This is a genomic window from Pseudomonas sp. SHLD1 (assembly GCF_028640935.1).
Classification (GTDB): Bacteria; Pseudomonadota; Gammaproteobacteria; order Pseudomonadales; family Pseudomonadaceae; genus Chryseomonas; species Chryseomonas aestiva.
The window spans coordinates 206,188-224,707 of record NZ_JAQZAD010000013.1; the positions used below are offsets into that span (position 1 = coordinate 206,188).

The 18,520-nt window shown below is 69.7% G+C and carries 14 protein-coding genes; 11 read left to right on the top strand and 3 right to left on the bottom strand.

Annotated elements, in window-relative coordinates; translation table 11 throughout:
* Window positions 1-10 precede the first annotated feature (10 nt).
* Window positions 11-325: an EscU/YscU/HrcU family type III secretion system export apparatus switch protein gene (locus tag PVZ77_RS06435; protein ID WP_273805976.1), complete on the bottom strand. Its 315-nt coding sequence runs from the start codon at window positions 323-325 to the stop codon at window positions 11-13.
* A complete protein-coding gene (fliK, locus tag PVZ77_RS06440; RefSeq protein WP_273805977.1) occupies window positions 322-1,893 on the bottom strand; it encodes a flagellar hook-length control protein FliK in 1,572 nt (523 codons plus the stop codon). The genes PVZ77_RS06435 and fliK overlap by 4 nt, the downstream gene beginning before the upstream one ends.
* Before the next feature lie 107 nt (window positions 1,894-2,000).
* Here fliK and ccmA point away from each other — a divergent pair, with 107 nt between their 5' ends.
* The 10 genes from ccmA to PVZ77_RS06490 are packed head-to-tail and all read left to right on the top strand — an operon-like array spanning window position 2,001 to window position 9,712.
* Window positions 2,001-2,606, top strand: coding sequence for a cytochrome c biogenesis heme-transporting ATPase CcmA (gene ccmA, locus PVZ77_RS06445; RefSeq protein WP_273805978.1), 606 nt, complete (start codon window positions 2,001-2,003; stop codon window positions 2,604-2,606).
* On the top strand, window positions 2,603-3,274 hold the full coding sequence (gene ccmB, locus PVZ77_RS06450) for a heme exporter protein CcmB (RefSeq protein WP_273805979.1): 672 nt from the start codon (window positions 2,603-2,605) through the stop codon (window positions 3,272-3,274). Before ccmA ends, ccmB begins: the two co-directional genes overlap by 4 nt.
* Window positions 3,275-3,284: 10 nt before the next feature.
* Window positions 3,285-4,031, top strand: coding sequence for a heme ABC transporter permease (locus PVZ77_RS06455; protein ID WP_273805980.1), 747 nt, complete (start codon window positions 3,285-3,287; stop codon window positions 4,029-4,031).
* A complete protein-coding gene (gene ccmD / locus PVZ77_RS06460; RefSeq protein ID WP_187979695.1) occupies window positions 4,028-4,204 on the top strand; it encodes a heme exporter protein CcmD in 177 nt (58 codons plus the stop codon). Before PVZ77_RS06455 ends, ccmD begins: the two co-directional genes overlap by 4 nt.
* A complete protein-coding gene (gene ccmE, locus PVZ77_RS06465) occupies window positions 4,201-4,656 on the top strand; it encodes a cytochrome c maturation protein CcmE (protein WP_273805981.1) in 456 nt (151 codons plus the stop codon). Before ccmD ends, ccmE begins: the two co-directional genes overlap by 4 nt.
* Window positions 4,653-6,614, top strand: coding sequence for a heme lyase CcmF/NrfE family subunit (locus tag PVZ77_RS06470; RefSeq protein WP_273805982.1), 1,962 nt, complete (start codon window positions 4,653-4,655; stop codon window positions 6,612-6,614). The genes ccmE and PVZ77_RS06470 overlap by 4 nt, the downstream gene beginning before the upstream one ends.
* Complete coding sequence (locus PVZ77_RS06475) at window positions 6,614-7,147, top strand: DsbE family thiol:disulfide interchange protein (protein WP_273805983.1); 534 nt, start codon at window positions 6,614-6,616, stop codon at window positions 7,145-7,147. The genes PVZ77_RS06470 and PVZ77_RS06475 overlap by 1 nt, the downstream gene beginning before the upstream one ends.
* On the top strand, window positions 7,144-7,602 hold the full coding sequence (locus tag PVZ77_RS06480) for a cytochrome c-type biogenesis protein (RefSeq protein WP_273805984.1): 459 nt from the start codon (window positions 7,144-7,146) through the stop codon (window positions 7,600-7,602). The genes PVZ77_RS06475 and PVZ77_RS06480 overlap by 4 nt, the downstream gene beginning before the upstream one ends.
* Window positions 7,596-8,780 (top strand): c-type cytochrome biogenesis protein CcmI, encoded by a 1,185-nt coding sequence (gene ccmI, locus PVZ77_RS06485; protein WP_273805985.1) that lies wholly within the window; start codon window positions 7,596-7,598, stop codon window positions 8,778-8,780. The genes PVZ77_RS06480 and ccmI overlap by 7 nt, the downstream gene beginning before the upstream one ends.
* Before the next feature lie 35 nt (window positions 8,781-8,815).
* Window positions 8,816-9,712: a hypothetical protein gene (locus PVZ77_RS06490; RefSeq protein ID WP_273805986.1), complete on the top strand. Its 897-nt coding sequence runs from the start codon at window positions 8,816-8,818 to the stop codon at window positions 9,710-9,712.
* Here the strand turns inward: PVZ77_RS06490 and PVZ77_RS06495 are convergent.
* Entirely contained in the window at window positions 9,638-11,743 is a 2,106-nt protein-coding gene (locus tag PVZ77_RS06495; RefSeq protein ID WP_273805987.1) for an NAD(P)-binding protein, read from the bottom strand. The genes PVZ77_RS06490 and PVZ77_RS06495 overlap by 75 nt on opposite strands.
* Before the next feature lie 169 nt (window positions 11,744-11,912).
* On the opposite strand from PVZ77_RS06495, the gene PVZ77_RS06500 reads away from it, so the two are divergent.
* Window positions 11,913-18,518, top strand: coding sequence for a response regulator (locus tag PVZ77_RS06500; protein ID WP_273805988.1), 6,606 nt, complete (start codon window positions 11,913-11,915; stop codon window positions 18,516-18,518).
* Window positions 18,519-18,520 lie beyond the last annotated feature (2 nt).

The window sequence follows — 18,520 nt, forward strand, 5'->3', positions numbered from 1 at the left end:
AGCTGGATATCTACGGCATCCGCTCCCAACCGTACGACAGATCCGGCTGGTCGGCCAGGTGCGCCGGGCACTTGCCCTTGAGGTGCCAGGCGAAGGCGATGATCTCGGCCAGGGTGCGATAGAGCGCCTCGGGGATTTCGGCGCCCAGTTCCAGGCGCGCCAGGATGCGCACCAGGTCGGCGTTCTCGTAGATGGGCACCTCGTGCTCCCGGGCCGTGGCCAGGATGAGTTCGGCCAGTTCGGCATCGCCCTTGGCGGAGAGGATGGGGGCGCTGCTGCCGTCATAGGACAGCGCGATGGCCTGGCGGGTGGCGGATGTGCTCATGCGGTGTCGTCGATCCAGCGTTGTTCGAGGGTGGTGCGCGGATGGCGTGCGGGACGGCCCTGGCGGCTGCTGAGGTCGCCGACCACGAAGCCGGCCGCCAGCAGGCGTTCGCGCAAATGGGGCAATTCGGTATCGATCAGCGTCGCGGTGGCGCCCTTTTCCGCCCAGAATTCGCTCGACAGCCGGCCGCTGGCCAATTGCGCCCGCACCTGCAGCGGCCCCAGCGGTGCCAGGTCGAACGCCAGTTCCACCTTCCACAGACTGTCGCGGGCTTCACCGTGGCTATCCGGCGGCGGTCGTTCTTCCTGGAAGCGCACCTGCACCGCGCCAAGGCGCTCGCCATCGCGCCAGGGAATCTCGGTCTGCCAGGTGGAGAGGTAGTAACCATCGGGCAGGACCTGGGTCTGGGCCAGGCTGGCGAGCTGGTGGGTCTGCAGGCGGGCGATGACGCCCGTGGCCAGTTGCAGCAATTCGTCGAGTTCGGCGTTGGCGGCACTGAGGCCGCGACCATCGCGCTCGCCCAGGGGAAAGTCCAGGGCGGTCGGTTGGCGACTGGTGGTGGCATCACCCAGGGCCCGGCGCAGGGCATCGGGCAGATTCTGCTGGGCGGTCTGGATCGCGACCTGGGGATTGCGCAGGGCATCGCCCGGCACGCTGGCCAGCAGCCGATCCACCAGGCGCAGCAGGTTGGCCTTGAAGTCTTCCTGGAGATCGGGACCGCCGCGATCCAGCAGTTGTTGCTCCAGTTGCAGGCCACTGCGCGCCAGGGCGCGGGCCCAGCCCTGGGGCGTGGCCAGGGCCGCGGTGGTTTCCAGATTGGCCAGCAGGGACTTGAGCGCGGCGCCCACCGACGGCGGCAGCTCTGCCTCGGGGACGTCCTCCAGCCATTGCAGCAGGGCATTCATCGACAGCTGGCGCTGCCCCTGACTCTGCAGCTGGCGATCGATGTCGAGCTGGTCGAGGCGCTGCGCCATGGGCAGCACCGTGACCTCCTGGCTGTCCTTGATCACCACGGTCAGCAGACTGCCCACCGGTACCGGGCGGGGCGATTCCAGCTTGAGCTGGCGACCTTCGAGACTGGAACTCAGGGCCTTGGCGATCACCTCGTAGGTGGGCGTCGCGCCGGGCGGCTGTTGCAGCAGGCTGCTCAGCACGCGCAACTGCAGGGTCGTGCCCACCGGTAACTGGCGCAGATCCAGTTGCTGCAGCGGCGGCGGTGGTGCGTCGCCCTCCAGGCTCTGCAGCAGCACCGCCAGCTGGGTGGAGCCGAGGGTGCTCACCAGCAACTGGCTGCCCACCGGCAGGTTGTTGGTCGGACTCTGTGTCGTGAGCAGGACGCTGCCGCCCTCGGCCAGCTGCAGTTGCAGCAGGAACTGGAAGCTCTGGCCGGCCGGACGGGTGGCGAGTACCTCGGCGGTGGCCGTGCTGCCGGGCGGAATCAGGTCGTCGAGGGATTGCAGGGCCTGCAGGATCTGCGCCCCCGCGTCCGACGCCTGCGCCGCCGCGGCCCGGACGGGCAGGGCGGGCGTGACGCCGACGCTGGGTTGGATCGCGGAGATGGAAGTCATCGGGCAGGTCCGGTGGAATCGCCTGTGTATAATGGCGCGCCTTCAAGGGCGTGTGCCGGGTTAACGGCCAGCGCCCGACCGACTTTAGTGCCGTGAGATCCCCTGTCTTGAATCAGCCCCTGCTCGACGCCGTCGCGCTCCGTTGCGAACGGGGCGGTCGCCTGCTGTTCGACGACCTGAGTCTGAGCGTGGCGGCGGGCGAGTCGCTGCAGATCGGAGGCGTCAACGGCAGTGGCAAGACCAGCCTGCTGCGTATCCTGGCGGGACTGCTGCCGGCCGATGCGGGTACGGTGCGCCGGCCCGCCGCGGCCGAATTGCTCTGGCTGGGCCATGCGCCCGGCATCGCCGAGGGGCTGACCGCGGCGGAAAATCTTCATGGCCTGGCCAATCTGTGGTGCCCGACCGCGAGTGAAGCCTGCCGGGCCGCCCTGGCAGAGGTGGGGCTGGCCGACTGGGCGGACGAGCCCTGCGGGCAACTGTCGGCCGGCCAGCGTCGGCGCGTTGCCCTGGCCCGGCTCCAGCTGCCCGAACCGCCGCGGCTCTGGCTGCTGGACGAACCCTTCACCGCCCTGGACGCCAGCACCTGCACGCAGCTGGAAGAGCGCCTGCGCGCCCATTGCGCGGCAGGCGGCGCCCTGGTGCTGACCAGTCACCGCGAGCTGGAGGTCGTCCCCGAAGGGCATCGGCTGCTCTGGCTGGACGGTGGCCGATGAGCGGCGCCTGGTTGGCCTTCCTCAGGCGCGAAGGGCGCCTGGCCTGTCGCCGTCCGGCGCTGTGGCTCACGCCCCTGGCCTTCCATGCCCTGGTGGTGACCCTCTTTCCCCTGGCGCTGGGTACCGATAGCCAGCAGCTAGCCGCCCTGGCACCAGGCCTCCTGTGGATAGCGCTGTTGCTGGCCTTGCTGCTTGGCCAGGAAGCCCTGTTTCGCAGCGACTGGCAGGATGGCTCGCTGGAGCTCTGGCTGCTGGCGCCCCAGCCCTTGCCGCTGCTGGTGCTGCTCAAGCTGCTGGTGCACTGGTGCTTCGCCGGCCTCGGCCTGGTCGCCCTGACGCCGCTGCTGGCGCTGATGCTGGGGTTGCCCGCCGCGGCCCTGCCGGCGACCCTGGCGGCCCTGATCCTGGGCAGTCTGGCCCTGACCCTGATCGGCGCCATCGGCGCGGCGCTGACCGTGGGCCTGGCCCGTGGCGGGCTGCTGCTGGCGCTGCTCAACCTGCCGCTGCAGATCCCGGTGCTGATCCTGGGCGCCAGCATCCTGGACGCGGCGCGTCTTGGCCTGCCGGTGACCGGGCTGCTGCTCTGGCTGGGTTGCCTGACCCTGCTGGCCCTGACCCTGGCACCCCTGGCGGTCGCCGCCGGCCTGCGCATCGGCGCGGCCCAATGACGAGGACGACATGAACTGGACCTGGCTGCATCGCCTGGGCTCTCCCGCCATCTTCTATCGCCTGGCCGGCCGCCTGCAGGGACCCTGCCTGGCGCTGGCCGGAGTGCTGCTGGCCGTCGGTCTGGTGTGGGGGTTGTTCCTGGCCCCGCCGGACTACCAGCAGGGCGACAGCTTTCGCATCATCTATGTGCATGTGCCGGCCGCCTTTCTGGCGCAGTCCTGCTATCTGCTGCTGGCGGTCGCCGGGGTCGTCGGCCTGGTCTGGCGCCTCAAGCTGGCCGACGTGGCCCTGCGCGCGGCCGCGCCGATCGGCGCCTGGATGACGGTGATCGCCCTGGCCACGGGGTCGCTGTGGGGCATTCCCACCTGGGGCACCTGGTGGATCTGGGACGCCCGGCTCACCTCGATGCTGGTGCTGCTGTTTCTCTATCTGGGCGTGATCGCGCTGGGGCAGGCCATCGAGCATCGCGAGAGCGCCGCCCGCGCCTGCGCCATCCTGGCCCTGGTCGGCTCGGTCAATCTGCCGATCATCAAGTATTCGGTGGAGTGGTGGAGCACCCTGCACCAGCCGGCCACCTTCAGCCTGGTGGAACGTCCACCGATGCCCGCCGCCATGTGGCTGCCGCTGCTGGTGATGGTGCTGGCGTTCTATCTGTTCTTCGCTGGCGTCTTGCTGCAGCGGATGCGCCTGGAGGTGCTCAGGCGCGAGTGGCGCAGTCGCTGGGTACGCCTGGAGCTGGGCGAGGAGGGCGCGTGAGCGGAGTGGAATGGGCGCAGGTCCTCGGCATGGGCCGCCACGGCCTCTATGTCTGGCCGGCCTTCGGCCTGACCCTGGTCATCCTCGGCGGCCTGCTGCTGCACGGCTGGCAGGCGCGTCGCCGGCTGCAGCGGGCGTTGCGCCAGCGCTGGCGGCGGGAGCGGCGGCCATGAATCCGGTCCGCCGTCGACGGCTGCTGTGGATCCTGCTGCTGTTGCTGGGCGTAGGGGGCGCGGCGGCGCTGGCCCTCAGCGCCCTGCAGCAGAACATCAATCTCTTCTATACCCCGAGCCAGATCGCCAGGGGTGAGGCGCCGCCCGCCACCCGCATCCGCGCCGGCGGCATGGTGGAGCAGGGCAGCCTGGTGCGCGCCGCGGATTCCCTGGCGGTGAGCTTCGTCATCACCGACTTCCAGCAGGAGGTGCGGGTGAACTATGCCGGCATCCTGCCGGATCTGTTCCGCGAGGGGCAGGGGGTCGTGGCCCTGGGCCGGCTCGACGACCAGGGGCGTCTGGTCGCCGATCAGATCCTTGCCAAGCACGACGAGAAATACATGCCGCCCGAGGTGAGCCAGGCGTTGCGCCAGGCCGGGCGACCGCTGGACGGCGCGAGGCCGACGCCATGATCCCGGAACTCGGGCAACTCTGTCTGCTGCTGGCGCTCGTCATGGCCCTGGTGCAGGGCACCCTGCCACTGCTGGGCGCCTGGCGCGGTCAGGCCGACTGGATGCGCCTGGCGCGCCCGGCCGCCCTCGGTCAGTGCCTGTTCCTGGCGCTGGCCTTCGCCGCCTTGACCTGGGCCTTTCTCCAGGACGACTTCTCGGTAGCCTATGTGGCGGCCAACTCCAACAGTCGCCTGCCCTGGTACTACAAGGTCAGCGCCACCTGGGGCGCCCACGAGGGCTCACTGCTGCTGTGGGCGCTGACGCTGGCGGGCTGGAGTCTGGCGGTGGCCGTCTGCTCGCGCCAGTTGCCCCAGGCCCTGCTGGCGCGGGTACTGGGCATCCTCGGGCTGGTGGCCACGGGATTCCTGACCTTCCTGGTCGCCACCTCCAATCCCTTCGCGCGCCTGCTGCCGCAATTTCCGCGGGAGGGCAACGACCTCAATCCGCTGCTGCAGGATCCGGGGCTCATCCTGCATCCGCCCATGCTCTACATGGGCTATGTCGGCTTTTCGGTGGCCTTCGCCTTCGCCCTGGCGGCCTTGCTGGAAGGTCGCTTGGACGCCGCCTGGGCACGCTGGGCCCGGCCCTGGACGTTGCTGGCCTGGGCCTTTCTCGGCTGCGGCATCGTGCTGGGCTCCTGGTGGGCCTACTACGAACTGGGCTGGGGCGGCTGGTGGTTCTGGGATCCGGTGGAAAACGCCTCCTTCATGCCCTGGCTGGTGGGCACGGCGCTCCTGCATTCCCTGGCGGTAACCGAGAAGCGCGGTCTGTTCAAGGGCTGGACGGTGCTGCTGGCCATCGCCGCCTTTTCGCTCAGCCTGCTGGGGACCTTTCTGGTGCGCTCGGGAGTGCTGACCTCGGTGCACGCCTTCGCCAGCGATCCCACCCGCGGCGTCTTCATCCTGGCCTTCCTGCTGATGGTGGTCGGCGGTTCGCTGGCGCTGTTCGCCTGGCGCGCGCCGGCGCTCGGCGGCTCGGCGTCCTTCAGCCTGGCTTCCCGCGAGGCGTTGCTGCTGGTCAACAACCTGATCCTGGTGACCGCCGCCGCCACGGTCCTGCTCGGCACTCTCTATCCGTTGATCATCGACAGCCTCACCGGGGCCAAGCTGTCGGTGGGCCCGCCGTATTTCGACCTGCTGTTCGTGCCGCTGATGGCGCTGCTGATGCTGGCCCTGGGCGTCGGGGTGCTGGTGCGCTGGAAAAGCAGCCCGGGTCGCTGGCTGGTGCGCCTGCTGGCGCCCGTCCTGCTGGCTTGCGCCGTCCTGGCGGGGCTGGCCGGCTGGTGGCTGGACCAGCCCCGGGCGGCGATCCTGGCGGTGCTGGCGCTGGCGGCGTGGATCCTGCTGACCGCGCTGCGCGACGTGCTGGGCAAGGTGTCGGCGCTGGGCTGGCGCCGTGGCCTGCGCAGTCAGCCACGCAGCTACTGGGGCATGCACCTGGCCCACCTGGGGCTGGCGGTGCTGGCCCTGGGCGTGGTGCTGGCCAGTCAGCTGGATGTGCAGCGCGATCTGCGCCTGGCGCCGGGCGAGCATGTCGAGCTCCAGGGCTATCGCTTCGGCTTCGCCGGAACCCAGCACTACGAGGGGGCCAACTTCACCGCCGAGCGTGCCTTGCTGCAGGTCGAGCGCGAGGGGCGGGTGGTCGCCCTGCTGACCCCGGAGAAACGGCGTTATCTGGCCGGTGGCGCGGTGATGACCGAAGCTGCCATCGACGCCGGCCTGACCCGCGATCTCTATGTGGCCCTCGGCGAGCCGGTGGGGGAGGGCGCCTGGGCCGTGCGCCTGCAGATCAAGCCCTTCGTCCGGCTGATCTGGCTCGGCGGGCTGCTCACCGCCCTGGGCGGCCTGCTGGCCCTGGCCGATCCGCGCTATCGCCGCCGGCGCTCGTCTTTCCCTGCCGCTGCCGTGGAGTCCGCCTGATGCGCCGTCGCCTGTTGCTCTGCCTGCCACTGCTGGCCTTCCTGCTGCTGGCCGGCGTTCTCTTTCGCGGGCTCTATCGCGATCCCCAGGCCCTGCCGTCGGCGCTGGTCGGCCAGCCCTTTCCGGCCTTTTCGCTGCCGGGCGTACAGGACGAGCGACTGTTCACCCGGGAGGATCTGCTCGGCCGCCCGGCGCTGGTCAATGTCTGGGGCACCTGGTGCGTGGCCTGCCGTGAAGAGCACCCGGTGCTCACGCGACTCAAGGCCGAGGGCGTGGTGATCCATGGCATCAATTACAAGGACGACCAGGCCAGCGCCCGCCGCTGGCTGGCGGAGTTCCACGATCCCTACCAGCTCGATATCCGTGACGACGAAGGCCGGCTGGGGCTGGACCTGGGTGTCTACGGCGCGCCGGAGACCTTTCTCATCGATGCCCGCGGCGTAGTGCGCTATCGCCATGTCGGGGTGATCGATCAGCACGTCTGGGACGCCGACCTCGGGCCGCGCTACCGGGCCCTGGTGGCGATGCCATGAGGGCCGGCTGGCTGCTGCTGTTGCTGGTCTGGTCGACCCTGATCCAGGCGGCCATCGACCCCTATGGCTTTCGCGACGACGCCGAACGCGCGCGCTTCCAGGCGCTGACCCGCGAATTGCGCTGTCCGAAGTGCCAGAACCAGGACCTGGCCGATTCCAATGCGCCCATCGCCGGCGATCTGCGCCGCGAGATCCAGCGCCTGATGGCGACCGGGCAGAGCGATGACGAGATCATCGCCCACCTGGAGCAGCGCTATGGCGAATTCATCCGCTATCGGCCGCCCTTCGAGAGCCGCACCCTGCTGCTCTGGCTGTTGCCGGGCCTGGGTCTGCTGGGCGGCGCCGGGCTATTGCTGGTCCTGACGCGGCGGCGGCGCCCGGAGCAGACGCTGAGCGACGCCGAACGCCAGCGACTGGCCGCGCTGCAGGCCGAGGAGGAGGAGCCAAGATGCTGACCTTCTGGGGGCTGGCGGGACTGCTGCTGATCCTGGCGGTGCTGATCCTGCTGGTGCCGCTGCTGCGCGGTGGACGCGTCATGGCGGACGAGCGGGCGGTGCTCAATCGCTCGCTCTATCAGGAACGCCTGGCCGATGCCCGGGCGCGGGCCGCACGGGGGGAGCTGGACAGCCAGGCGCTGGCACTGGCCGAAGCCGAGGCGGGCCGCAGCCTGCTCGCCGACAGTCCGGCCGAGGGTTCTTCGCCGCTGCGCCACGGCCGGCGCCTGGGTATCGCGGTCGCCCTGGGCGGCCCGGCCCTGGCCCTGGGGCTCTACCTGCTGCTCGGCGCCTGGCCGGCGCTGCAGCTGAGCCAGCGCCTCGCCGCGGCGCCGGCTTCGCCCCAGGCGCTGCTGGCCGATCTGGAAGCGGCGACGCGACTGCAACCCCAGGCGACCGACAACTGGTATCTGCTGGCACGGGCCTATGCCGGCCTGGGTCGCTACACCGATGCCGTGGCCGCCTTCGAGCAGGTCATCCAGCGCGATGGCCGGCGCGCGGAAGTCCTCGGGCAACTGGCCCAGGCCCGTTTCTTCGCCGCAGGGCGTCAGCTGGATGCGCGCACCCAGGCACTGGCCGACGAAGCCCTGGTCGCCAATCCTGGCGAGCCCACCACCCTGGGTCTGCTGGGCATGGCCGCCTATGAACGGGGGGCCTACGCCAAGGCGGCGGGCTACTGGCAGCGCCTGGTCGCCGTGCTGCCGCCAGGGGATCCCCTGCGCGCAACCCTCGCCCAGGGCGTCGCCCGGGCGGAGACGGCGGCGCGGGCCGCCGGTCAGGCGCTGACCACGCCGGGGCTGGACGTGGAGGTCAGTCTGGCGCCCGCGGTGGCGCAGCGGGTGCGGCCCGAGGACAGTGTCTTCGTGCTGGCGCTGGCGGTGGATCAGCCCGGCCCACCGCTGGCGGTACGGCGGCTGCGGGTCGCCGATCTGCCCCGCCGGGTGCGGCTGGATGACCGCGGCGCCATGCTGCCCCAGCGCAAGCTGTCCGACCATCGACGGATCCGGCCGGTCGTGGTGATCGCCCGGGGCGGCGATCCGCTCAAGGGGGACTGGCGACACGAGGGGCCGCCATTGGAGCTCTCTTCTGGTACGTTCAGCCTGTTGCGCGTGGAAGCCGCTGATGCCATTGCGCCATGATCGGGCGGGATACCGACACTCAGGGCAGGGAAGGCATGTACACCTATGAAGACGCCGTCGCAGCGACCCGCGAACTCTGTCGCCAGATCGAGAACGTCCCGGCCCGGCGGCGGGCGGTGCGCGAAGACTTCTATCTGCGCTTTGGCGATGCCGACAACGACGGCCTGAGCTATGGCGACTCGGAACTGGCCTTTCTCGACTGGGAAATCCAGGCCGGTGTCCTGGATCCCGTAGCCGGCAGTGCCTGGTGGCGCAACGTCAATTTGCACTTCATCTACCTGGCCGAGCTGGCTGGCTGGCTGGCGCAGCATGGGCTGCCCGGCGACCAGGCGCCCTATCCGACGCGCTGCTGGCTGACCTTCATCGCCGATCCCACCCCGCGGCACTGGTACCGGGCGCACAACGCCTCCATCCTGGCCGGCTTCGCCCTGCATCAGGCGGATGCGCGCGCGGAGAACGCCGTGGGTCAGCTGTTTCTCAACATAACCCTCTACCGATTGATGTTCGCCCAGGCGCTGGTGGAAGAGGCGACGCTGTTCGCCGAGCTGGGCGCCTTGCTGGCCGACCCGCGCGGCTTCTCGGTCAAGTTGCTGGTCAGCCTGGCCGAGTTCTATCCGCCGCACTATCCCCTCACCGATGCGGATCGCGAGGTGATCGAGGGCCACGGCCTGGGTATCGAGGAGTTGGGCGTGCGCCTCATGGATGGCTGGATCCGGCTGGAATTGCACCGCCTCTACAGCGAGGCCGCGGTCTGGAACCAGGCGCCCGAGCTGCTGGACTACCTGGATGGCACCGCGCCGTGCTATCCGCCTGCCCTGGACCGCTGCGCCGAGCGCGCGGCGGTCCAGGCGGTGGCGCTACTGGAAGGCGTCCTCGCCGGGCAGGACCTCGCGGTGGCCGAGCAGGGCACGAGCGGTCTGCAGGCCGGATAGGGTCGCCGACTCCACGCAGCCCATGTTGAAGCCGTTGTCGATCCAGTCGCCAGTCAGATAGAGGTTGCGGCAGAGGCTGCCGTCGGTGGCCAGGCGATAGCGGCTGCTGCCGGCCACGCTCTGTACATAGCGCTCGCTGGGATCGACGTTGGCTCGCCAGTATTGATAGTCGAAGCGCGCCGGCCCCTGGACCTCGGCGGGCGCCAGCAGGACGTCCCAGCGATAGCCCGCCGGGGTCACGGCGGTCGGCCAGTAGGCGCCCAGTTTGGCGTTCATGAGGTCGAGGAAGGCCTGCTTGACCTTGGCGGCCTCCTGCTGCGGATAGTCATCCTTTTTGCCGATGGGCGGGGCGGCCTCGGCGGCGAAAACCCCGCAGAAATAGCTGATGTCCGCGGGCGGCGTGCCGCTCGACCAGTCTTCGCGGTCCACCAGGTAGCTGACATCCGCCCAGGAGTCCATCGCCTGGGCGGCGAAGCCCAGCAGCTCGGGGGCCTGCCCACCCTGAGGCGAGCCGCTCCAGCCCAGTTGCCAGACGTCGCGGTTCTGCCAGAGCTGTACCGCCTGGGTGGCGACGGTGGCCACCTGCCGGGTCATGCGGTCGAACGCCGGGTCCAGGGCGCAGAGGCCGGGGGCGAGGTCGGCCAGGCCGGCCACGGAGATCCCCAGCACCACCTCGTCGAAGTCGCGGTCGACCTGCAGCTCCAGCTGCTCGACGCCCTGCCAGCCGCTCCAGTTGGATTCCAGATTGATCTGGCCCTCCTGCAGGTCCCGGGCGATCTGGTCGTCGAGCTGGTCGTACAGCGGCGCCGAAGGCCAGCAGGGCAGGCCCTTGACGTCCACCAGCGGTTGGTAGGCGTCACCCTTGAGCGTGACCTGGCGCTGGATCCGCAGGCGCGTCACCCGCGGCCCCTGACCGTCGTCAGCCGCTTCGATGGCGGTTACCTGGTGGAAAAAGCGGAAGTCCACGCCGCGGCGGGCGAGCACCTCGTAGTAGGGCGCGAAGACCACGTCGCCCATGCCGGCCTGCATGCGCCAGATGAAGGAGCCCTTGGCCGTGGTCAGGGCCAGCAGGGCGGCACGCAGCACGGTGCCGGCCTCGACGTCGGGCCGGGCGAGGTCGCCGTCGCGATAGGCGAAGATGCCACCGTGCAGGGACTTAAGCACCGCGCCGTCCAGGGTCGCGGCGCTGGCGCCATGGCGGCCCAGCCAGGCCTGGAAGGTCTCTTCGTTGAGCGCTGCGAAGCCCTTGGCATAGACCTCGTCGGCGAGCATGCCGATCAGCACGGTCAGGCCGAAATCCATCAGCAGCCACAGCCGGTGGGCCTTGACGTGGGTCTGGCTGCGGTCGTGCAGGATGTCGCCGAGCAGGCCGCGGAGCCTGCGCAGCAAAGCCAGCAGCACGGGATGGTCGACGCCGTCGGGCAGCGTCGTGCGGGCCTGCCGTAGTTGGTGCTCCGCCTCTTTGAGGGCCAGCTCCTGCAGTTCTTCCCGGCAGTGCGCGCGCAGCCGGGCGAACAGGCCGCCTGGCGCGGCGCCCGCCGGGGTGTCATCCACTTCGCCCAGCCGCAGCAACCATTCCAGCAGATCGCCGAGGGCGGCCATGAAGGGCTTGGGATTCCAGCCCTCGCCGGGCTTGCCGGGCAGGGCCAGGGTGTCGATGGGCCAGGTGGTCCACTGCCCCTGGAAGGCATCGGCGAAGGCGGTATGGGAATGCGGGAAGAAGGCCTCGTCGAGGGTCGCCAGGGGCGCGCCGGCAGGCCGGTCCAGTTCCTCGTAGCACTGCCTCAGGCTGTGGAAGGCGTTGTAGTAGAAGCCGAACCAGACATGGATGCCGTGTTCCTCGATGCGCTGGTGGTCGGTCGCGTTGCGTCCGCTGGCGCCCTTGCCGCCGAGACGCCAGCCCTGCTGGTACAGGGTGATCTGATAGCGGTTCTGCCAGTTGGGCTCACTAGTAAGACGAAAGGCGGTGGTGACGGCGGACACGCCGCCGCCCAAGATGGCGATCTTGCGGACAGAAGGTACAGCGTCCATGCGTATTGCTCCGAAGTGTGCAAATTGTTGCACCAGTGGACGGAAGCCAGATGATGGCTAGGGTAATATCACTTTATCGAAAAGTTCCCTTGAGACTTTAGCAAGGCAACGGAAATAGTTGAGGCGCTGGCCCGGTATCCCCGGTCGGCCGAGGATCGAGGCGAACGCGGTGTTGAGGATTCCAGGCTACAGCTGCAAGGCGCAGGTGAGCGAAAGCCGCCATGCCCTGATCTACCGTGGCACGCGCCTGGCCGATGGCCAGCCGGTGATCCTCAAGCAGCTGGCCGCCGACTATCCCACGCCCCAGGCCCAGGCCGGGCTGCGCCACGAATTCGAACTGACCCGCCGCGCCAGTGCCAGCGGGGCGGTGAGCGCCGCCCTGGAACTGCTGGAATACCAGGGTCGCCAGGTGCTGGTGCTCGAAGACATCGGCGGCACCGACCTCGCCGAGTTGCTCGCCTCCGGGCCGCTGGCGCTGGACGACTTCTTCGACTGGGCGCTGGCCATCGTCCGGGCCCTGGCGCGGCTGCACCGGTTGCGCATCGCCCACAACGATCTCAATCCGCGCAACATCGTCTGCAACTGCACCACGGGCAGCCTGCGGCTGACCGATCTGGGCATCGCCACGGCCTTTGGCGCCGTCCATGGCGGCGATGCCCGTCTGGAGGGCTCGCTCACCTATCTCGCCCCGGAGCAGAGCGGGCGGACCGGGCGCCACCAGGACTATCGCAGCGACTTCTATGCGCTGGGCGTGACCTTCTACGAGATGCTCGCGGGCGAGCCGCCGTTTCGCGCCCAGGACCCGCTCGAACTGGTGCATGCGCACCTGGCGATGCGTGCGCCCTCGCTGGTCGAGCGGGTGCCGACGGTACCGCCGATGCTGGCCGCGCTGGTGGACAAGCTCATGGCCAAGGCCGCCGAGGAACGCTACCAGGGCTGCTTCGGCATCCTGCGCGATCTGCAGCGCTGCCAGGCGGCCCATCAGGCCGGTGAGCGGGCGCCCTTCGCCCTGGGCGAACAGGATCCGCCGGCACGCCTGATGCCGGTACGCACCCTGCAGGGCCGCGGCGCGCCCCTGCGCCTGCTCGAAGAGGCGCTGGCCCGGGCGACCCTGGGCCGGATCGAAGCCGTCTTCGTCAGTGGCAGTTCCGGGGTGGGCAAATCGGCGCTGGTGCAGGCCTTCGTCCGCCGCCAGGGTGAACGGGTGCTGCTCGCCCACGGCAAGTTCGAGACCCTTGGCAGCGGTGTGCCCTATGGCGCCCTGCGCCAGGCCGTGCGCGAGCTGGTCGACGTCGGCCAGAGCCTGGGCGAGGCCTTCGCCGACCGCCTGGTCGCGGCCCTGGGCGGCAACGCCGGGGTGCTGACCGAGGTCTCGCCCGAACTGGCCAGCTGGCTCGGGCCCCAGGCGCCGGTGGCCGAACTGCCGCCGCTACAGGCCGAACAACGCTTCGACGAAGCCGTGATCGCGCTGCTGCTGGCCTTCGCTACGGACACCCGGCCGCTGCTGCTCTGGCTAGACGATCTGCAATGGGCCGACAGCGCGTCGCTGCGCCTGATCGAGCGGCTGCTGGCGCGCACCGACCAGGGGCCGCTGCTGCTGGTGGCGACCCATCGTGAAGAACAGCTCGCCGGCAGCACCCTGGAACGCCTGCTCGGCGCGGCGCTGATCCGCACCCTGTCGCTGGGTCCGCTGTCGCGCGTGGAGATCGAGCGACTGATCGCCGAGCTGCTGCCGGCGCCGGCGGAGGAGCAGGCGGCCCTGGCCGGGCTCTGCCTGGACAAGACCCTCGGCAATCCCTTTTTCATCGAGCAGTTGCTGCGCAGTCTGCAGCAGGAAGGCCTGCTGGAGTTCGACGGCGAGCACGGTCAGTGGCACTGGGAGCTGGCCCGGCTCCAGGCCCTGGACGTCTACGACAATGTCGTCGACTTCATGGTCGGCAAGCTCAAGGAGCTGCCGGCCAGCACCTCGCAACTGCTGCAGTGGGCAGCCTGCCTGGGTACCCATTTCTCCAGCGATCGCCTCGCCGCGCTGATGGCGGAATCGCCTGCGGACATCCGCCGCCTCTGCCAGTCGCTGGTGCAGGAAGGCCTGCTCACCGAGCCCGAAGGCGGCCCGGCGGGGGAACAGACGCCCACGCACTACAGTTTCCTGCACGATCAGGTACGCCATGCCGCTCACTCGCTGCTGGCGCCCGCCGAGCGCGAGCGGGTCCACCTGCGCGCCGGTCAGCTCTATCTCGCCGAAGGCAGCGCCACGCGACTGGACGCGGTCAATCACCTCAACCTGGCGCTGGCGCTGATCGAGACGCCCGCCGAGCGGCTGCAGCTGCTGGAACTCAATCTGGAGGCCGCGCGCAAGGCGCGCCAGGCCAACGCCTATCCCGCCGCCCAGGACTTCCTGCGCACGGCGGTCGCGCTGATCGACGATGCGGCCTGGGAGAGCCGCCATGGGCTGCTGTTCCAGCTGCATCGGGAATGGGCCGAGGTCGCGCACCTCTGTGGCGACGCCAACGAAGCCCTGCGCATCTGCGAAGTGCTACTGCCGCGGGCGCGCAGCATCTTCGAGGAAGCCGGGGTGCGTGCCCTGCAGATCGACCTCTACAGCGGCCTCGGGCGCTTCACCGAAGCCCTGGTGGTGGCCAAGGCCGGCATCCAGGTGCTGGACGAACCCTGGCCGGAGGCGCCGGACGCCATCAACCAGGCCATCGGCGCCGACAGCGCCGAGGTCGAGGCCTGGCTCGCCGAGCGCCATCCGGCGGCGCTGCTCGACCTGCCGCGCATGGAAGACCCGCGTGCCCAGTTGCTGATCCGCCTGCTGGGCCTGCTCTGGGGGCCGGCGATCAACGTCGACCTGCCGATGAGCCTGCTGGCGGTCATGCGCATCGTCAAGCTGTCGATCCAGTACGGCAACGGCGATCTCTCGCCCTTCGGCTATGCCAACTACGGCTCGCTGCTGTCAGCCTTCCACGGTCGCTACGAAATGGGTTACCAGGTCGGGCGCCTGGCCGTCGACCTGGTCGACCGCACCGGCAATCTGCCGCTCAAGTGCAAGGTCTACACCATGTTCGCGGTGACCAACAGCCCCTGGTCGAGCCCCATCGCGGACAACGTCGCCCTGCTGCGTGAGGCCCTGGCCGCCGGGCAGCGCACCGGCGAGATCATCTTCACCGCCTACAGCGCCTTCCACATCCTCAAGCACCTGCAGCACGCCGGGGCGCCGCTGGACGACATCCTTGGCGAAACCGCGGAGATCGAGCGGATCCTGCTGGGCATCGGCGATCCCAACACCCTGGAGATCTTCACCATCCTGCGCCAGTCGCTGCGCCTGCTGCAGGGGCTCACCCCGGGTCAGGAGACCTGGGACGAAGAGGGCCAGGACGAAGCGGCGCTGGTGCGGCAGATGCGGGACAGCGGCCATGTGCTCTGTCTGAACTACTACGACTTCAACAAGATGCAGGCGGCGCTGCTGTTCCGCCGGCTGCCCCAGGCGCGGCAGCATGCCGAAGCTATGGAAGCCTCGCTGGCGGCGAGTTTCGGCTGGTTCAGCATCGCCGAGCACGCCTTCTATCAGGCGCTGATCCTGCTGGCCGAGGGCGAACTGGCGGGCGAGGCGCTGGCCAAGGTCGAGGTCGCCCAGGAACGGCTGAACGGCTGGGCCGCGCACTGCCCGGAAAACTTCGCCCACAAGCGTGACCTGGTGGCGGCCGAGCGCGCCCGCCGCGAGGGCCGGGTCGAAGCCGCCATGGATCTCTACGAGCAGGCCCTGGAATCCGCGCGCTTGCACGGCTTCCGCCAGGGCGCGGCGCTGACCGAGGAACTCTATGGGCGCTTCTGGCTGGAACAGCAGCGTCCGCGGATTGCCCGGACCTACCTGCAGGACGCCCAGCGCAGCTATCTGCACTGGGGCGCCGCGGCCAAGGCCCAGGCACTGGAGAACGAATTCCCGCAATGGCTGCGCGCCGCCGAGGCCAACGCCCTGACGGTGCAGCGGACCCATAGTCAGTCGACCAGCGAGATGATGCGGCTGGACTGGCTGTCGGTGCTCAAGTCGCTGCAGACCATCTCCAACGAACTGGCGCTGGATCAGCTGCTGGCGCGGATGATGCGCATCATCCTGGAGGAGGGCGGCGCCCAGCATGGCCTGCTGCTGTTGCCCGAAGGCGGTCGCTGGCTGGTGCAGGCATCGGTCTGCAGCGGCTCGGCCGAGCCCAAGGTGCTGCAGGGGCTGCCGCTGGCGCTGAACGAACAGGACTCCGGCGAGGGCCTGGTGCCCCTGACCCTGGTGTCCCACGTGATCCGTCATCGCGAACCGGTGATCCTCGATGACGCCGCCCGCGCCGGCCGCTTCGTCCGCGACGCCTACATTCGCGCGCGGCGCCCGCGGTCGGTCTGTTGCCTGCCGGTGCTGCGCCAGGGGCGCCTGATCGGCATCCTCTACCTGGAAAACAACCTGCTGGCCCAGGCCTTCACCCCGGGTCGGCTGCAGGTGCTGGGCATCCTGGCCACCCAGGCGGCGATTTCCCTGGAGCACGCGCAGATCTACGAAACCCTGGAGCAGCGCGTCGGCGAGCGCACCCTCGAGCTGGACCAGGCGCGCATCCGGGCCGAGGAAGCGGCGGCGGCCAAGTCGCTGTTCCTGGCGACCATGAGCCACGAGATTCGCACCCCGCTCAATGCGGTGATCGGCCTCAGCCGCCTGACCCTGGGCACCCGGCTGTCCGGCGAGCAGCGCGGTCACGTCGGCAAGATCCTCGACTCCGGCGAGACCCTGCTGGGGGTGATCAACGACGTGCTCGACTATTCGCGCAACGAAGCCGGCGGTACCCAGCTCGAACAACTGGGCTTCAACCTGGCCAAGGTGCTCGAGCGCACCCTCAACCTCTGCGCCATCAAGGCCCACGAGAAGGGCGTCGAACTGGTGCTGGACTGCGGTCCGGACATTCCGCTGGCGCTGGAGGGTGATCCCTTGCGCCTGCAGCAGGTGCTGGTCAATCTGCTGAGCAATGCGGTCAAGTTCACCGAGCGCGGTCATGTGCTGATCCGCGTCGGCGCCGTCTGCGAAGCGGGTCGTGCCCATTTCAGCCTGGCGGTGGAAGACACCGGCATCGGCCTGACCGAGGCGCAGCAGGCGCAACTCTTCCAGCCCTTCACCCAGGCGGATGGCTCCATCAGCCGCCGCTACGGCGGTACCGGCCTGGGCCTGGCGATCTCCCGCCAGCTCACCGAACTCATGGGCGGCACCCTCGAGGTCCACAGCGAAGCCGGGCGCGGCTCCTGCTTTACCCTGCGTCTGACCCTGCCGGTGGTAGGCGAGCCCGAGCGGCTGCCCAGCCAGACGCCACGGCAGGTCCTGCTGGTGGACGACCACGGCCTGGCCCGGCGCACCCTGGGCCAGCGCCTGCGCGAACTGGGCATGCAGGTGGTGGAAGCGGAATCCACCGAGCAGGCCCTGGCGGCGATGGCCACATCGGTCTTCGAGCTCGCCATCGTCGACTGGCGCCTGGGCGCCGAGGATGGCCTGGCACTGGCGCGCCAGTTGCGCTTCCGGCAGCCGGAGCTGGCGCTGACCCTGCTGGCCTCGCCCTACGAGGCGGAAGAGGTGCGCAGCCTGGGCGAGGATCTGCCGGGCCTGGAACTCCTCGACAAACCGGTTACCGGCCCGGCCGTGCAGCGCCTGCTCGCGGGCCTGGGCCTGGCGCCGGTGGTCGCGCCGACGGTGGGCCAGAGCGTGGTGGATCTGCAGGGCATTCGCCTGCTGCTGGTGGACGACAATGCCATCAACCGCCAGGTGGTCATCGGCTTCCTGCAGGGCAGCGGCATCCTGATCGACGTGGCCGAGGACGGCCAGGCGGCGCTGGACCAGCTGGAGCGACAGCGCTATGACTTGGTGCTGATGGATGTCCATATGCCCCGCCTGGACGGCCTGTCGGCTACCCGCGAATTGCGCACCCGACCGGCGCTGGCCGCGCTGCCGGTCATCGCCATGACCGCCAACGGCCTGCCGGGCGATCGCGAGCGTTGCCTGGATGCGGGCATGAACGATCACCTGGTCAAGCCGCTCGATCCCGCCGAGCTGTTCCGCATCATCGCCGCCTGGGCCAACCTCGAGCAGCTGCAGCGCGCCGAGCGCAAGGCGGTGGAGGAGGGGGTGGACGTCAAGGAAGTCGGCGTGCTGGCGCGGGCGCGGGCCAGTGCGGTGCTCGAACCCGAGTCGGCGTTGCGCCTGCTGCGCGGCAGCGCCCAACTCTATGAACAGCTGATCCGCGATTTCCGCGTGCAACAGGCCGAACTGCCCGGGCGGATCGCCGCCTGGCGCGCGGCCGACGATGTCACCGCGCTGTTCGAATGCGCCCACGGCCTGCAGGCCACCGCCGCCTATGTCGGCGCCATGGCCTTGCAGGACGCGGCGCAACGTCTGACCAACAGGATCCGGCTGGCCCAGCCCATCGGCGAGGACGTGCGCCGCCTGCAGGCCGAGGCCGAGCGGTGCCTGGCGTCTCTCGACGAGATCCTGGTCGAGGTCGCCGGCGGCGAGGAGGCCTCCGTGGAGGAACTGGAAGCCCTGCTCGAACGCCTGGTCGGGCTCCTGCAGACCTCGGATTTCGCTGCCGAGGAGGTGCTCGACAGCCTGCTGCGCGCCTGCGTGAGCACCCCCCACAGCGCCGATGTGGTACGGATCCGCGAGTGGGTGAACGACGTCGAGTTCGAACACGCCGCCGATGCCACCGCGGATCTGCTGCGGCGGGTGCGGCAGGCCGGACAACGGGCGGAATAGCT

Bases quoted from the DNA above. Each gene is read 5' to 3' on its own strand.
- PVZ77_RS06475 (WP_273805983.1), top strand. From the start codon at position 6,614: ATGCGCCGTCGCCTGTTGCTCTGCCTGCCACTGCTGGCCTTCCTGCTG.
- ccmB (WP_273805979.1), top strand. From the start codon at position 2,603: ATGAGCGGCGCCTGGTTGGCCTTCCTCAGGCGCGAAGGGCGCCTGGCC.
- PVZ77_RS06480 (WP_273805984.1), top strand. From the start codon at position 7,144: ATGAGGGCCGGCTGGCTGCTGCTGTTGCTGGTCTGGTCGACCCTGATC.
- PVZ77_RS06495 (WP_273805987.1), bottom strand. From the start codon at position 11,743: ATGGACGCTGTACCTTCTGTCCGCAAGATCGCCATCTTGGGCGGCGGC.
- PVZ77_RS06470 (WP_273805982.1), top strand. From the start codon at position 4,653: ATGATCCCGGAACTCGGGCAACTCTGTCTGCTGCTGGCGCTCGTCATG.
- PVZ77_RS06490 (WP_273805986.1), top strand. From the start codon at position 8,816: ATGTACACCTATGAAGACGCCGTCGCAGCGACCCGCGAACTCTGTCGC.
- ccmI (WP_273805985.1), top strand. From the start codon at position 7,596: ATGCTGACCTTCTGGGGGCTGGCGGGACTGCTGCTGATCCTGGCGGTG.
- PVZ77_RS06435 (WP_273805976.1), bottom strand. From the start codon at position 325: ATGAGCACATCCGCCACCCGCCAGGCCATCGCGCTGTCCTATGACGGC.
- PVZ77_RS06455 (WP_273805980.1), top strand. From the start codon at position 3,285: ATGAACTGGACCTGGCTGCATCGCCTGGGCTCTCCCGCCATCTTCTAT.
- fliK (WP_273805977.1), bottom strand. From the start codon at position 1,893: ATGACTTCCATCTCCGCGATCCAACCCAGCGTCGGCGTCACGCCCGCC.
- ccmE (WP_273805981.1), top strand. From the start codon at position 4,201: ATGAATCCGGTCCGCCGTCGACGGCTGCTGTGGATCCTGCTGCTGTTG.